Here is a 13966-nt window from a genome sequence, read left to right as displayed (position 1 = left end):
AAATAATACCGTTTGTTTCAAAAGAAGCAGCTTTTTTGTCTCGTCCTGTTTCATGGTTGCAAAAAATAAATTAAATTGGGATCAACAAAATTGATCTTCATGATACAACTTCCTTTATCCAAACTTTCTAATGTAGGAACTACCATTTTCAGCCAGATGACACAGCTCGCCAACGAAAATGAGGCCATCAACCTTTCACAGGGATTTCCTGATTTTATGCCGGATTCTGAACTGCTGGATCATGTAGACCATTTCATTAAAAAAGGCTTCAACCAATATGCTCCGCTGGGAGGTATGATGCCATTGAAGGAAGAGATCGCCAGAAAAATTGAGAACAGCCATCAGGCGGTTTATCACCCGGATTCTGAAATAACGGTTACTGCAGGAGGTACTCAGGCTATTTTCACAGCTATTGCAGCATTTGTAAAAAAGGATGATGAAGTCATTATTTTTGAACCGGCTTATGACTGTTATGAGCCTACCGTAGAGCTTTTCGGAGGAATTGTTAAACGTTTTGAGATGAAAGCTCCGGATTATGAGATCGACTGGAATACTGTAAAAGGCCTTGTGAATGACAAAACGAAGATGATCATTCTGAACAATCCGAATAACCCTTCTGGAAAGATTTTAAAAGAAAACGACCTGCAGGAGCTGGTTAGCATCGTGAAAGATACTCCTATCCTTATTCTGAGCGACGAAGTGTATGAAAATATTGTATTTGACGGAAAGCAGCATTTAAGCATCTGTCAATATCCGGAACTTAAAGAGAGAAGTCTTCTGGTTGCTTCTTTCGGAAAGCTGTTCCATGTTACAGGCTGGAAAACGGGATATTGCGCAGCCCCTAAAAACCTTACCGACGAATTCAGAAAGGTGCATCAGTTCAATGTTTTCTGTGTGAATACACCCATCCAGCTGGCTTTGGCAGAATACATGAAAAATGATGATCATTATAATCACTTAAATACATTCTTCCAGGAAAAGAGAGATTTTCTGAGAAAAGGACTTTCGGGAACCTCTTTTGGACTTCTGGACTGTGAGGGAACATATTTCCAGGCGCTTACCTATGATAAAATTTCTGATAAAAACGATTTTGATTTTGCCTCTGAACTGACGATTACTCATAAAGTGGCAAGTGTTCCTTTTTCATCGTTTTATAAAAACAAAAGAAATGATCACGTCATCAGACTATGTTTTGCGAAAAAGCAGGAGACATTAGAAAGAGCGATAGAAAATCTTTCCAGGCTTTAAAATTTATATCAGTGGAGAAAGCAGTCTGGCCAGATGCTCAAAGAAAACTTTGGATTTTGGCCTTTTTCTCCAGGATTCAAGGGAAATTTCTTCACAGTCATTCATATCTTCATGAAAGAGATCCTGAAGTTTCCCATTGATCTTCTGATCAAAAACCAATGCATTCACCTCGAAATTCAGTTCCTGGCTTCGCACATCCATATTCGCTGTACCTACCGATGAAAACATATCGTCTATAAGCATCGTTTTCGCATGAATAAAGCCTTTTTTGTAAAAGAAAATCCTCACATTATTCTCTAAAAGTTCTTCATAGTAAGAATAAGCCGCTGCGTTTACGATGACGGAATCACCGGATTTGGGAACCATCAGTCTTACATCAACTCCAGAAAGGGCGGCCTGTTTAATAGCATTCAGCACGGTTTCAACCGGAATAAAATAAGGGGTAACAATATAGATTCTTTTTTTCGCAGAAAGTACTGTGGAAGTTGTACTCAGCATTATGGAAGGTTTGGTATCCGGTCCGCTGGCCGCAGTCTGAATCAGTGAAGTTCCTTCACCTTCGTTTTTTGTAAAATAGAGTTGGGAGATCTCAGGAATTTTTTCCGTTGCAAAAATCCAGTTGCTGAAAAACAGAAACTGAAAATAAAACGCGGCCTCTCCCTTCATATACAGATGAACATCTCTCCAATACTGCTTGGGATTAGGGTTAATATATTTATCCGAAACATTAATTCCGCCTGTAAAAACTTCCGCTCCATCTACAATAATAATTTTCCGGTGATCCCTGTAATTGACCCGATTCGCCAGAAGCCTGAACGTGATTTTATTAACCGGAGACACCTGTACTCCGCCTTCTTTCAACCTTTTCAAAAGCTTTTCCCCTATTTTCCCGCTGCCCATATCATCATACAGAAATCGTACGATCACGCCCTGTTCTGCCTTTCTGATCAGTAAATTGGCAAGTCTGTTCCCTATATCATCATTATCATAAATATAATATTCCAGATGAATGTGGTGAGCTGCTTTTTCAAGAACTTCAAAAACCTTATCAAATTTACCTTCTCCGTTGATCAGGACTTCCGCGTAATTCCCCTGTGATAAAGGAGAATGGCCGGCATTATAAAGAAAATTAATAGTTGTCAGAAACTGATCTACATCTTCTTTGTGATTTTCCAACGTTTTATGATGTGTTTCCCTGATAAAAGAGCTTACAGTCTCATAAACCTGCTCGTTCCGCTCTATTTTAAAAGTATAGAACTTATTTTTCCGGTAGTTCACCCCAAAAACAAAGTAGATGATAATCCCCAGCACCGGGAGGAAAATGATCAGCATGAGATAAGCCAGGGTCTTACTGGTATTCTTCGTATCCATAATAATTTTTCCGGCCAGAAAAATAATCGCGGCAAGATAAAGAACTTCAAGCCCTACCAGGACGTAGGGAAACTGGTTGAAAAATTCTTTAATCATAGAAATGAAGTTTATTATTGCTATTAAAGGTAGGTAAATTTGTTAAAAATTTCTTTATCCTCTGAATCTGTGATAAAAAAATAAAACCAGTCCTTTTCAGAACTGGTTCTATTGCTATTATAAGATTGCTTCGTTGCTTCGCGCCTCGCAATGACAGGAGCACGTGAATTGATCTGTTTTCCACTATAAAAACATTCCTCCTGAAGCCTCGATTCTCTGTCCGGTAATCCAGCCTGCATCTTCAGTACAAAGAAAAGCGACTACTCCTCCGATATCATCCGGAAGCCCGGCTCTTCCCAAGGCCGTAATATTGGAGATCATTGAATTCACATTCTGATCGTCTCTGGTTCTTCCGCCTCCGAAATCTGTTTCAATCGCTCCCGGCGCAATGACATTGGCTTTGATTTTACGAGGGCCTAATTCTTTTGCCATGTATTTGGTCATCATCTCCACTCCTGCTTTCATGGAACCATAAACGGACGATCCCGGAAGGGCAAATCTGGCGAGTCCTGATGAAATATTCACAATTCCTCCGCCATCATTGATGAAAGGAAGCATTTTCTGTGTCAGAAAGAAAACGCCTTTAAAATGGACATTCACCATATCATCCAGTTGTTCTTCCGTCGTTTCCGTGATCGGAGCATATAAAGCTGTTCCTGCATTATTGATCAGGAAATCAATGTTTGAACTTCCGGTTTCAGTTTCAAGATGATCGGTGATATTTTTCACAAATGCATCAAAGCTTTTCACATCTCTGGTGTCCAGCTGGTAAGCGATGGCCTTTTGACCCAATGCTTTTATCTCATTCACCACGGCATCTGCTTCTTCCTTACTGTTTTTATACGTAATAATAACGTTTAATCCTTTCTGAGCGATCTTTAGCGCTGCATTTTTTCCAAGTCCGCGGCTTCCTCCTGTAATTAGTGCAATTTTTGTTTTTGTATTCATCTTTTTATATGATTTGTTTTAATATTTAATGGTACAAAGTTGGAAAATTATGGAGAAGATGTGGTTGCCCGAATCAATCTGAAATTTGCAAAATTCAAATCATGAGCGAAATTCCATGGGTGTGAAGGATGTTTTTCTTTTGAAAAAGTTGGAAAAGTGAGCTATTTCTTCAAAGCCCAGGGCATAGGAAACCTCAGAAACATTCCATTTGGTCTGTCTTAAAAGGATTTTGGCTTCCTGCACCATTCGGTCTGCGATCAATTCAGTGGTAGTTTTTCCTGTGCTTTCTTTTAATTTTTTATTTAAGTAATTGACATGCACTGCAAGACGGTCTGCGTAATCTTTGGCTGTTTTTAATTGCAATCTTTGTTCCGAAGATTCAATAGGAAATTGTCTTTCCAGAAGTTCTATGAATAATGAAACCACCCGCAATGAAGCATCATTGGAAGCCGACAGCTTGGCGGCCGGTTGTAGCTTTTGTCCATAATGGATCAGCTCCAGAACATAGTTCCTGATCAGATCATATTTGAATACATAATCTGAGTCAATTTCTTTTTTTATTTTCGTAAAAAGCACTTCTATTTCGTCTGCCAGTTCATCCTCAATTTCAAATAACGGAACATTTCCGGGTTGAAATATCGGCAGTTCTTCCAATGAAAACCGTGATTGTGCCTTAATGAAAAAGTCTTCAGTAAATACACAGAAACTCCCCGACTGGTCAGGGTCTTCCGGAACCCAATGATACGGAACTTTTGGAGTGGCAAACAGCAAGGCATTCTTCTTTATTGTTATAATTTTATCAGCATATTCTGCCCTGTTCCTGCCTCTGATCAGACTGATTTTATAGTACTTCCGTCTGTTGTAAGGCATTTCCGAAGTCATCTTTATCTTTTCTATCGTCTGCCTGATATCGAAGACATTAAAGTGTCCGATATCTTTATGAAGTCCTTTCGGAAAAATACTTTCAAGGTCTTTTCCCAGCTTGGCGGCCATCTCTTTATAAAAATCTTCAAGAGATGCATGAGTGATCTTTTCCATAGCTACGATTTGTAAAATTCAAATATACAAAGTTGCCGTTATATGAAAATTAAATACAACTGAAATTTTAAAATACCATTCAATAAGTATTTTTTATACCTTGGTTCCACCAAACAACAACCTACAGTATTATGAAAAATCAAAATTTAGAAAAAGGAAAAAAATTAAACAAAAAAGAATTAAGAAGCATTACGGGTGGATTGATGATGTGTCTTGATCCTAAAACCAATCAGTGCCGGATTTTCTCAAAAGGCTGCGCCGATCCTCAATGCCGTCCATCCATATTGGATTAGATGATGAAACAAAATGCCATTCCAATAGAGTGGTATTTTTTATGAATAGCATAACCTAATCGGTAATAAACCTTAATTACACCAGTATTCTTGCTGATTATTTAAATATTTCTCATAATATTGTGATATACTATCAATTATTTTTTTTATTTTAGTTACAGCTAATACACTAAAAATCAAAACAATGAAAAATCAAAACTTACCAAAGGGAAAAAAGCTAAACAAAAAGCAATTAAGAAGTATCACAGGTGGATTAATGGACTGCATTGATCCCATGACCGGAGGATGCAGAAAAATCTCAATGGGCTGCGCACAATTACAATGCAGACCAATCATAGATCCTTTATAGAAAACGAAAAAAGCCGTTCAATTCCTGAACGGTTTTTTTTGCCTTTTCAGGTATTCAATACAATTTTTGAATATTTTTTCTTTACCAAGTGATATATGTGAATATTTTTCATATCTTAGTTTTCAACTAACACATTAAAAATCAAAACAATGAAAAACCTATTTTTAACAAGTGGGAAAAAACTAAGCAAAAAACAATTAAAAACGATCGCAGGAGGCCTACTGAACTGTGTGCAACCGGTTCTTTGCCCAAATCAGCCATGCGAACCTTCTTCAGATCCTAATGGATGCACCATCATTTCGAAGGTTTGTGCACAAAAAGAATGCAGACCACAACCATTAGTTTAAAATTAATCACGAATTAAGCCAATTGAAAACTATGAAAAATTTAATTTTAAACAGCGGAAAAAAGCTCAGTAAAAAAGAGCTTAAAACTATTTCCGGAGGTATGATGAATTGTATGGAACCTATTCTTTGTACAGAATTTCCATGTGAACCCATTCCAGCGGATGATCCAAGAGCGTGTACAAAAATCTCTGTAGGCTGTGCACAAAAAATATGCAGACCACAACCGGAACCTGTATTTGAGCCTTAATTTTAGTATCCCGTTTACAAAAAACTAATTAAAATAAATCAAAGACTATGAAAAATCAAAATTTGAGCAACGGAAAAAAACTAAACAAAAGAGAACTAAGAACAATCGTTGGCGGAAAGGAAATGTGCATTGATCCTTTTACAGGAGAATGCAGAAAATATGGAAGAGGATGCGCTGAACAGCAGTGCCAGCTGATCATCATAGATCCTATCGAGCGAATATTCTAAAATCAAGAAATATTTTTAAAGAACCACTCTCCTGCAGGGTGGTTTTTTATGCAAAAAACGCTCCCCATATTTCGTGGAAGCGTTTTTCATTTATAACTAACTTTAATATATTCTTATACGTTGAATCTGAAGTGCATGATGTCGCCATCCTGTACGATGTACTCTTTACCTTCTACAGAAAGTTTTCCGGCTTCTTTAATTTTCACTTCAGAACCGTACGTTAAATAATCATTGTACTTGATTACTTCCGCACGAATGAATCCTTTTTCGAAGTCCGTGTGGATCACTCCGGCAGCCTGTGGAGCTGTCCATCCCTGACCAATTGTCCAGGCTCTTACTTCTTTTACACCAGCCGTAAAATACGTCTGAAGCTTCAATAGATCGTAAGCTTTTCTGATCAAACGGTTTACTCCAGGCTCTTCAAGACCTAATTCTTCAAGGAAGATCTCTCTTTCCTCAAATGTTTCAAGTTCATTGATGTCAGCCTCGATCTGTGCTGCCAATACAACAACCTCCGCACCTTCATTTTTAGCCATCGTTTCGATTTTTCCTATCCATTCGTTTCCGTTTTTGATAGAATTCTCGTCTACGTTGCATACATATAAAACCGGCTTTTTAGTTAAAAGCTGGATTTCTTCAATGATAGGCTGCGTTAAATCATTAACAGGAAATTCTCTTGCATTTTTTCCATCCTCAATAAACTTCTCCAGGTTTTGAAGTGTTTCATAGACAAGGATATCGTCTTTCTTTCCTGACTTGATGAATTTTTTAGCTTTATCAACAGCTTTTCCTACTGTTTCAAGGTCTTTCAACTGTAACTCGATGTCGATGATTTCCTTATCTCTCATCGGATCTACAGAACCTTCAACGTGGATGATATTACCGTTGTCAAAACATCTTAAAACGTGGATAATCGCTTCACACTCGCGGATATTCGCCAGAAACTGGTTTCCTAATCCTTCTCCTTTGCTAGCCCCTTTTACAAGACCTGCAATGTCAACGATTTCAACTACCGCAGGCAGTACTCTCTCCGGATTAACTAATTTTTCAAGCTCGAATAATCTCTGATCCGGCACCGATACCGTTCCTAAGTTCGGTTCTATAGTACAGAAAGGATAGTTCGCAGATTGTGCTTTAGCATTGCTTAAGCAGTTAAAAAGAGTTGATTTACCTACATTCGGAAGGCCTACAATTCCACATTTCATATTGTAAAATTCAAAGTTTAATGTTCAATGATACGATTTCAGTTCAAGGTTCCGGTCTTATGCTTAGGTTTCCCTTATCAACTTTGGACCATTGAACTTTCAGCCTGCAAAGGTAGTAAATTTATGGGGAGATTCATAATAAAAAAATCTGCCAGTAATTCTGACAGATTTTTAATAATTTTCGTTCACCAATTGGTTTTTTATGGATTCTCCCCGGTAGCTTCCTGAGCCAAAGGAACGTCATTCGGTGTATTCTGTAATGTTTTATCTAAAGTAAATAATGATTCATCCGTAGCTCTGTCCCCACCTGCAATTTTCAATTTATCAATCAGGTTGGCCGCCAGCGTTTCTTCTTCAATCTGTTCCTGAACAAACCACTGCATAAAATTCCAGGTTGCCCAGTCTTTTTCTTCCAGTGCCATATCTACAATTTTATAAATTGCAGTCGTATTGTCTACTTCATGCTTAAAGACCCCATCGAAACAGGCCGTTAAGGAATCCGGATCAGCCGGAGGAGCCGGAATAGTATCTACTTTCGGTTTTCCGCCTCTGTTCAGTACATATTCCATGAATTTGATGGAATGGTTTCTCTCTTCCTGCGAATGTCTGTAAAGGAAGTTGGCAATCCCCTGATAGCCTTTGTCATCTGCCCATACTCCATAAGACAGAAAAATGTGTGATGCGTGAATTTCTTTGTTCATCTGATCACTAAGTGCTTTTTCAATAGTCGCGGAAAGTCTGTTGGTATTCATAATGCTATATTTTTGTGATTATGGAAATAATAATGCAAATATGGGTCCGCGGGTATTTTATTTTCATGTAGCTAACTTAGAGTACAATCTCCAACCCTCTGATTTAAATAGTTTTAAATATTTAATTTATAGTTATTCTAAAATAAATTGATCTCATTTTTTGAATTGGTTTTGTATTTTTTTGATGAACGCAAGGGCGCAAATTATTTTCTGATTCGACTGTTTTAAGGCGCAAGGATTTTATCTCCGATAAAATTTCATGCTGCTGGTTGGGTGTTATATTTAAGAAAAAAACCAGTCCTTTTTTGAACTGGTTTTTTTGTTGTTTTATTAAACGTAAAAGGTTTTTATTCGTTTTTTCAAAGCTGCTAAATTCAATGACAATCGTGAGCAATGTCAAGGCTAATATTAACTTCCAGCCTCCATCTTCCCTCTTCCAACCTGCTAAGATTATTTTAGCTTCTTCGCCATATAATCACTTTCATTTCCGAGTCTGTCGACTGCTTTGATAGCGACAGCATTGAGTTTTTTGCCGTCTTTAAATTTCGGGATGTCTTTTGAAAGGTTTTCTAGAGTAAGGATTTCCGTTTCCCAAACTCCGTTGTATTGGGTGAAAAGTACCCATTGGAATACATCACCGATATTTTTGGTGCTCCAGCTTGTTCTGGCTGAACTTCCGTTATCTGTAACAAATATGGTAGGAGTCTGCAATGGAGCAGCTTTGATCCATCCTGTTTTCGGAACAAGTGCTTTTTCTTTGTAAGGTCCGTTTTTCAGGACAGGAAGCATATTGGGATTTTTTGTAAGCCCTGCAATACTCCAATGGATTTCTCCGGCGTCATTCTTTAAAATCTGTCTGGAAACCTCAATCTGATTTTTGATTTCCGTAGGACGATCTGATACTTTAATCTCCACCGTATTGAGTCCCGGCCACAAGTGGCGGTTCATTGTATTTTCAGATTTCCACCAGTTTAATAAAGCTTCAAAGCCCTGCCCTTTTGAATCAATTGGCCAATACAGCTGCGGTGAGAAATAATCTACCCAACCTTTGTTCAGCCATAATTTAGCATCAGCATACAATTCGTCGTACTGAGATGAACCTACGATTCCTTCAGGATATCCCGGCTTCCAGATTCCAAACGGACTGATCCCGAATCTTACATAGTTTTTCTCTGCATGGATCTCTTTGTAAATCCTTTCAACGAATTTATTTACATTGTCTCTTCTCCAGTCTGCTCTGGACAAGGTTCCGCCGTTTCTCAGATATTCATTCCAGCTTGCATTATCCGGAAAGTCTGCACCTCTGTTGTAAGTAGCATATGGATAAAAATAATCGTCAAAATGAACGGCATCAATGTCATATCTTTTCACAATATCTTTTACGACATTGGAAACGTGGCCCTGCGTTTTTGGATTGGCAGGATCGAACCAGTACATTCCGTTCTTTAATTTAATAACGACATCGGAAAGCTTGTTCGCCATAGAAAGGCTGTTGACAGCACCTCCGTTTGAATGGTGCGCACGGTAAGGATTTAACCAGACATGCAGTTCCAGACCTCTTTTATGGGCTTCTTCAATCCAAAACTGAAGAGGATCATAATTTGGATAAGGAGCAGTTCCGGTCTGTCCGGTCAAAAAATACGACCAAGGCTCAATATTACTTGTATAAAGTGCATCTGCAGAAGGTCTGATCTGGAAGATTGCAGCGTTGAAATTGTTGTCTTTCAGCATATCCAGCATGCTTATGGCTTCCGCTTTTTGCTGATCAACCGTTAAGTCATTTCTTGATGGCCAGTTGATATTGGCTACACTTGCAATCCAGGCTCCACGGAATTCTCTTTTCACTTCAGGAAGAACTGTTCTGAAGTTTTCATCCGCGGGAGGCATTGGTGTTCCGGGTTTTACTGTGGCAACTGGCTCTTTTGGTTTTGATATATTCGTATTGGGCTTTGCTGTATTTTTTGTCGGGGTTGCTTTTACGGTATTGTTCTGGACGGAGCAGCTGGCATATGATGCAAAAACTCCGGCTAAAACAGTAAGCTTTATGATATTCATTCTCATCGTCTGCAAACTACTTTTAAAATTTATTTTTTCTAAGAGATTATTATGCCAAAATAAACATTTTAAGACATAGTCTCATAAAAAAAGCCCCGAAAAATTCGAGGCTTTTCTAATATATAAGAATTTCTTACGCTTTCGCTGATCTTTCCACTCTTTTTCTTTCTTCTTCAGAAAGGATTTTCTTTCTCATACGGATAAAGTTTGGAGTTACCTCGATCGCTTCATCACCCTGGATATATTCCATACATTCTTCAAGAGAGAATAAGATTTTTGGAGCAACGCCAGTATCTTTATCTTTACCTGAAGCACGCATGTTGTTCAATTGTTTTGCTTCAACGATGTTTATCACTAAGTCACCAGGCTTGTTCTGCTCACCGATAATCATACCTCCGTAGATTTCCTCACCCGGATCTACATAGAACTTACCTCTATCCTGTAGTTTTGCGATAGAATATTCTGTAGCAGGACCTTGAGTTTTGCTAACCAATACTCCATTACTTCTTCCAGGAATAGCACCTTTGAAAGGCTTATATTCTGTAAAACGGTGCGCCATAATAGCCTCACCAGCAGTTGCAGTCAACATTTGAGAACGCAATCCGATCAAACCTCTTGAAGGAATTTCGAATTCCATATGCTGCATTTCTCCTTTAGTTTCCATAATGTGAAGGTCACCTTTTCTCTGAGTAGCCAAGTCGATTACTCTGGAAGCATATTCTTCAGGAACGTCTACTACTAAAGATTCATAAGGCTCACATTTTTCTCCATCGATTTCTCTAAGGATAACCTGTGGCTGACCAATCGTCATTTCATACCCTTCTCTTCTCATTGTTTCAATTAAAACGGACAAGTGAAGAATACCTCTACCGAATACAAGGAAAGTGTTGGCATCAGCAGTCTGTTCAACTCTTAATGCTAAGTTTTTCTCTAATTCTTTAGTTAATCTTTCTTTCAGGTGGTTTGAAGTAACATATTTACCGTCTTTACCGAAGAAAGGTGAATTGTTGATAGAGAACGTCATGTTCAATGTAGGCTCATCAATTGCAGTTCTTGGCAATGGTTCAGGAGTTTCAAGATCTACGAATGAATCACCGATCTGGAAAGCATCAAAACCTACAACAGCACAGATATCACCTGCTTTTACTTCTGTAACTTTTTTCTTTCCTAAGCCTTCAAAAACGTAAAGTTCTTTTACTTTTCCTTTCAAAATCTTACCGTCTGCCTGAGCTAAACCAATCCACTGAGATTCTTTGATCTCTCCTCTGATTACTTTTCCAATCGCAATTCTTCCCAGGAAAGAAGAAAAGTCAAGAGAAACAATCTGCATCTGTAAGCTTCCTTCTGCCACTTTCGGTTCAGGAACATACTGTAAGATACCATCTAATAATGGGAAAATATCTTCTGTTTGTTCTAATGAAGTATTGAACCAACCTTGCTTAGAAGAACCGTAGAATGTTGGGAAATCCAACTGCTCTTCAGTCGCTTCAAGGGCAAAGAATAAATCAAATACTTTATCATGAACTTCTTCAGGACGACAGTTTGGTTTATCTACTTTGTTGATTACTACCAATGGTCTAAGTCCTAATTCCAAAGCTTTCTGAAGTACGAATCTTGTTTGAGGCATCGGCCCTTCAAAGGCATCCACCAACAAAATAACTCCATCCGCCATTTTTAAAACTCTCTCTACTTCCCCACCGAAATCGGCGTGACCGGGAGTATCGATTACGTTAATTTTAACGTCTTTATAAGTAACAGAAATATTTTTAGATAGAATGGTAATACCTCTTTCTCTTTCAAGATCGTTATTATCCATTATTAATTCTCCACTTTCCTGATTTTCTCTGAAAATGTTTGTAGCATGAATAATCTTGTCAACCAAAGTCGTCTTCCCGTGGTCAACGTGTGCGATAATCGCAATATTTCTAATGTTTTGCATGAATGATTTTTACGGGTGCAAAAATAGTGATTTCTAATGAATAATAAGCAAGAATATAAATTAATTAACAAATTCATAATGAGCAAGTTCACCAGTTTGCCCTGTTAAAGCTTTAAAATTGAAGATTTTAGAATTCCATTTAAATTGAAGATTAAGAATCTACCATTAGGTTTAAACGATTAATCTTATGAATATTTTTCCAAAAAATAAATACATATGGCCTGAATTAAAATAATTCCGCCCATTTTCAGTAAAAAAGATTTTTTCGAAATTTTGTGCCTGAAAACAAGCATTCCTAAAATTGCTCCAACTGTTCCACCAAGAAATGTCAATCCTAAAAGTGTAGTCTCCGGAATTCTCCTTTTATGTTTAATGGAAAGTCTTTTGTCCCAACCAAAAATGATGAAAGTAGCCAGGCTTATGATGAGTAGAATGTATATCATGGGTGCAAAAGTAGTGAATTGGGCGGTGGCTTCGAGTGCCTCAGCCACCTTGCATTTGTCTTTTGATGAGAAATTTGTCTTTCTATTTCTTCATCATTAATCTGATCTGCATTATTTCTGGCTGCATTTGCCAAAGGTGACTGAGGCGCTCGAAGCAACCTTATCCTACCTTTTTCACTGTATAATGACCGTAAATAACATTATCCCAGACTGTATTTCCAAAAGGTGGCTGAGGCACTCGAAGCCACCTTTCCCTCAACACATCACTCCTCAGAAAGTAAATCCCTATATGCCACAGCCAATTGAGGAAGCAACTCAGGATGTCCATTGATAAGTGCTTCTTTTTTCTTTCGGCTCCATCCTTGGATCTGCTTCTCCCTGTAAAAAGCGAGATCAATTCGATCATATTCCTCAAAATAGATCAGCTTGACGGGAAGTCTTTTTTTGGTATGATTAGAGCCTTCACCCGATTGGTGCTGAAGAATTCTGCGTTCAAGATTATTGGTACTTCCCGTATAATAACTGCCGTCTGCACATAATAAAATGTACATCCAACCTTTGACTTTCTCTTTCATATTTGTGTTTTCATAAATATAAAAAAATATTATTCCTGTGGCTTCGAGTGCCTCAGCCACCATAAAATTTTGACACCTCACATAATAAAAAAAAGCTGCTTTCATAAAAAAGCAGCTCTCCTATCTATATTGTATCTAACAATTATTTTTTAGCTTTCACGTCAACAGTGATCTCGATATCTTTGCTGATCATCCATTCTGCAGGATCTGCTTCTGAAGTACCGAATTTTATTCCCCAATCTGCTCTGTTTACAGTAAATTTAGCATTCACAGCTGCTGAATTTTCCGTTACATCTACTTTAGCAGGGAAAGTTACATTGACTGTTTTTCCTGATAGTGTAAGGTTTCCGCTTACTGTTTTGTTTGCTCCTGCAACAGCATCTTTAGGTGCATCTTTCAAATCTGTTACGCTTGTAATTTTGAAATCTGAAGTAGGGTTCTTTGCCGTATCAAAGAAATCAGGATTTTTTAAGTGAGCTTCAAGATCTGCTGGTTTTTTATCTTTTTCTGTTACTGAAGCAGGATCTACCTTGATAGAATTCATATCGATCACAAAGTTTCCGGCAGTTAACTGACCTCCTTCAGTGCTAAGATCTCCTGATTTTACGCTAAGAGTTCCCCAACGAGGTGCCATACCACCTTTGTGGAAAGCTTTCCAGTTTACTACAGAAGTAGCAACATCAACCGGCAAAACTTCACCTTTGCTTTCTGCTACTTTCTGCTCTGTAGCCGTAGCCGCAGTATCTGCAGATTTTCCTTTATTACATGATGCTGCAAGCAATCCAACTCCTACTAATGCAATTACACTAAGTTTTTTCATATTGTTTGTTTGT

General features: G+C 38.0%; 15 protein-coding genes. 5 read left to right on the top strand and 10 right to left on the bottom strand.

Annotated features, from left to right (window positions below):
- Window positions 1-99: 99 nt before the first annotated feature.
- The gene (locus N0B48_RS19575; protein ID WP_259840731.1) at window positions 100-1248 is read left to right on the top strand and encodes a methionine aminotransferase; all 1149 of its coding nucleotides are present in this window, start codon (window positions 100-102) and stop codon (window positions 1246-1248) included.
- A 3-nt stretch (window positions 1249-1251) separates the two neighbouring features.
- On the opposite strand, the gene cls is transcribed toward N0B48_RS19575, so the two are convergent.
- From cls to N0B48_RS19560, 3 genes are all read right to left on the bottom strand, one after another.
- Window positions 1252-2715, bottom strand: coding sequence for a cardiolipin synthase (gene cls / locus N0B48_RS19570; protein ID WP_259840729.1), 1464 nt, complete (start codon window positions 2713-2715; stop codon window positions 1252-1254).
- Between the two features lie 183 nt (window positions 2716-2898).
- Window positions 2899-3663, bottom strand: a complete 765-nt coding sequence (locus N0B48_RS19565) for an SDR family NAD(P)-dependent oxidoreductase (RefSeq protein WP_259840727.1) — start codon at window positions 3661-3663, stop codon at window positions 2899-2901.
- Window positions 3664-3762: 99 nt separating this feature from the next.
- Window positions 3763-4701 carry a helix-turn-helix domain-containing protein gene (locus N0B48_RS19560; RefSeq protein ID WP_259840725.1) on the bottom strand — a complete coding sequence of 313 codons (939 nt, stop codon included), beginning with the start codon at window positions 4699-4701 and terminating at the stop codon, window positions 3763-3765.
- Between the two features lie 131 nt (window positions 4702-4832).
- Here N0B48_RS19560 and N0B48_RS19555 point away from each other — a divergent pair, with 131 nt between their 5' ends.
- The 4 genes from N0B48_RS19555 (at window position 4833) to N0B48_RS19540 (ending at window position 6164) form a co-directional block, all read left to right on the top strand.
- On the top strand, window positions 4833-4994 hold the full coding sequence (locus N0B48_RS19555; RefSeq protein ID WP_259840724.1) for a bacteriocin: 162 nt from the start codon (window positions 4833-4835) through the stop codon (window positions 4992-4994).
- Window positions 4995-5178: 184 nt separating this feature from the next.
- Entirely contained in the window at window positions 5179-5343 is a 165-nt protein-coding gene (locus N0B48_RS19550) for a bacteriocin (RefSeq protein WP_259840722.1), read from the top strand.
- Window positions 5344-5721: 378 nt separating this feature from the next.
- A complete protein-coding gene (locus N0B48_RS19545) occupies window positions 5722-5937 on the top strand; it encodes a bacteriocin (RefSeq protein ID WP_259840720.1) in 216 nt (71 codons plus the stop codon).
- A 47-nt stretch (window positions 5938-5984) separates the two neighbouring features.
- Window positions 5985-6164, top strand: a complete 180-nt coding sequence (locus tag N0B48_RS19540) for a hypothetical protein (protein ID WP_259840718.1) — start codon at window positions 5985-5987, stop codon at window positions 6162-6164.
- A 113-nt stretch (window positions 6165-6277) separates the two neighbouring features.
- Here the strand turns inward: N0B48_RS19540 and ychF are convergent, their stop codons facing one another.
- The 7 genes from ychF to N0B48_RS19505 form a co-directional block, all read right to left on the bottom strand.
- Window positions 6278-7369 carry a redox-regulated ATPase YchF gene (gene ychF, locus N0B48_RS19535; protein ID WP_259840715.1) on the bottom strand — a complete coding sequence of 364 codons (1092 nt, stop codon included), beginning with the start codon at window positions 7367-7369 and terminating at the stop codon, window positions 6278-6280.
- A 200-nt stretch (window positions 7370-7569) separates the two neighbouring features.
- A complete protein-coding gene (locus N0B48_RS19530; protein WP_259840713.1) occupies window positions 7570-8121 on the bottom strand; it encodes a ferritin in 552 nt (183 codons plus the stop codon).
- Between the two features lie 450 nt (window positions 8122-8571).
- The gene (locus tag N0B48_RS19525; RefSeq protein WP_259840711.1) at window positions 8572-10182 is read right to left on the bottom strand and encodes a glycoside hydrolase family 10-like protein; all 1611 of its coding nucleotides are present in this window, start codon (window positions 10180-10182) and stop codon (window positions 8572-8574) included.
- 127 nt (window positions 10183-10309) lie between these two features.
- Complete coding sequence (typA, locus tag N0B48_RS19520; RefSeq protein WP_259840709.1) at window positions 10310-12115, bottom strand: translational GTPase TypA; 1806 nt, start codon at window positions 12113-12115, stop codon at window positions 10310-10312.
- A gap of 185 nt (window positions 12116-12300) precedes the next feature.
- Window positions 12301-12558 carry a DUF1294 domain-containing protein gene (locus N0B48_RS19515; RefSeq protein WP_259841174.1) on the bottom strand — a complete coding sequence of 86 codons (258 nt, stop codon included), beginning with the start codon at window positions 12556-12558 and terminating at the stop codon, window positions 12301-12303.
- Window positions 12559-12821: 263 nt separating this feature from the next.
- Window positions 12822-13133, bottom strand: a complete 312-nt coding sequence (locus N0B48_RS19510) for a GIY-YIG nuclease family protein (RefSeq protein ID WP_259840708.1) — start codon at window positions 13131-13133, stop codon at window positions 12822-12824.
- Between the two features lie 142 nt (window positions 13134-13275).
- Window positions 13276-13953 (bottom strand): YceI family protein, encoded by a 678-nt coding sequence (locus N0B48_RS19505; RefSeq protein WP_259840706.1) that lies wholly within the window; start codon window positions 13951-13953, stop codon window positions 13276-13278.
- Between the last annotated feature and the right edge of the window lie 13 nt (window positions 13954-13966).

Source organism: Chryseobacterium herbae (assembly GCF_025154075.1).
Lineage (GTDB): Bacteria > Bacteroidota > Bacteroidia > Flavobacteriales > Weeksellaceae > Chryseobacterium > Chryseobacterium herbae.
The sequence above is the reverse complement of the archived record's forward strand: the minus strand, read 5'-3'. Positions and strand labels throughout refer to the sequence as shown.

What these genes read in the sequence shown, in the direction of transcription:
- N0B48_RS19550 (WP_259840722.1), top strand. Translation starts at nt 5,179, where the DNA reads ATGAAAAATCAAAACTTACCAAAGGGAAAAAAGCTAAACAAAAAGCAA.
- N0B48_RS19565 (WP_259840727.1), bottom strand. Translation starts at nt 3,663, where the DNA reads ATGAATACAAAAACAAAAATTGCACTAATTACAGGAGGAAGCCGCGGA.
- N0B48_RS19555 (WP_259840724.1), top strand. Translation starts at nt 4,833, where the DNA reads ATGAAAAATCAAAATTTAGAAAAAGGAAAAAAATTAAACAAAAAAGAA.
- N0B48_RS19515 (WP_259841174.1), bottom strand. Translation starts at nt 12,558, where the DNA reads ATGATATACATTCTACTCATCATAAGCCTGGCTACTTTCATCATTTTT.
- N0B48_RS19540 (WP_259840718.1), top strand. Translation starts at nt 5,985, where the DNA reads ATGAAAAATCAAAATTTGAGCAACGGAAAAAAACTAAACAAAAGAGAA.
- N0B48_RS19560 (WP_259840725.1), bottom strand. Translation starts at nt 4,701, where the DNA reads ATGGAAAAGATCACTCATGCATCTCTTGAAGATTTTTATAAAGAGATG.
- ychF (WP_259840715.1), bottom strand. Translation starts at nt 7,369, where the DNA reads ATGAAATGTGGAATTGTAGGCCTTCCGAATGTAGGTAAATCAACTCTT.
- N0B48_RS19505 (WP_259840706.1), bottom strand. Translation starts at nt 13,953, where the DNA reads ATGAAAAAACTTAGTGTAATTGCATTAGTAGGAGTTGGATTGCTTGCA.
- N0B48_RS19525 (WP_259840711.1), bottom strand. Translation starts at nt 10,182, where the DNA reads ATGAGAATGAATATCATAAAGCTTACTGTTTTAGCCGGAGTTTTTGCA.
- typA (WP_259840709.1), bottom strand. Translation starts at nt 12,115, where the DNA reads ATGCAAAACATTAGAAATATTGCGATTATCGCACACGTTGACCACGGG.
- N0B48_RS19545 (WP_259840720.1), top strand. Translation starts at nt 5,722, where the DNA reads ATGAAAAATTTAATTTTAAACAGCGGAAAAAAGCTCAGTAAAAAAGAG.
- N0B48_RS19530 (WP_259840713.1), bottom strand. Translation starts at nt 8,121, where the DNA reads ATGAATACCAACAGACTTTCCGCGACTATTGAAAAAGCACTTAGTGAT.
- N0B48_RS19575 (WP_259840731.1), top strand. Translation starts at nt 100, where the DNA reads ATGATACAACTTCCTTTATCCAAACTTTCTAATGTAGGAACTACCATT.
- cls (WP_259840729.1), bottom strand. Translation starts at nt 2,715, where the DNA reads ATGATTAAAGAATTTTTCAACCAGTTTCCCTACGTCCTGGTAGGGCTT.
- N0B48_RS19510 (WP_259840708.1), bottom strand. Translation starts at nt 13,133, where the DNA reads ATGAAAGAGAAAGTCAAAGGTTGGATGTACATTTTATTATGTGCAGAC.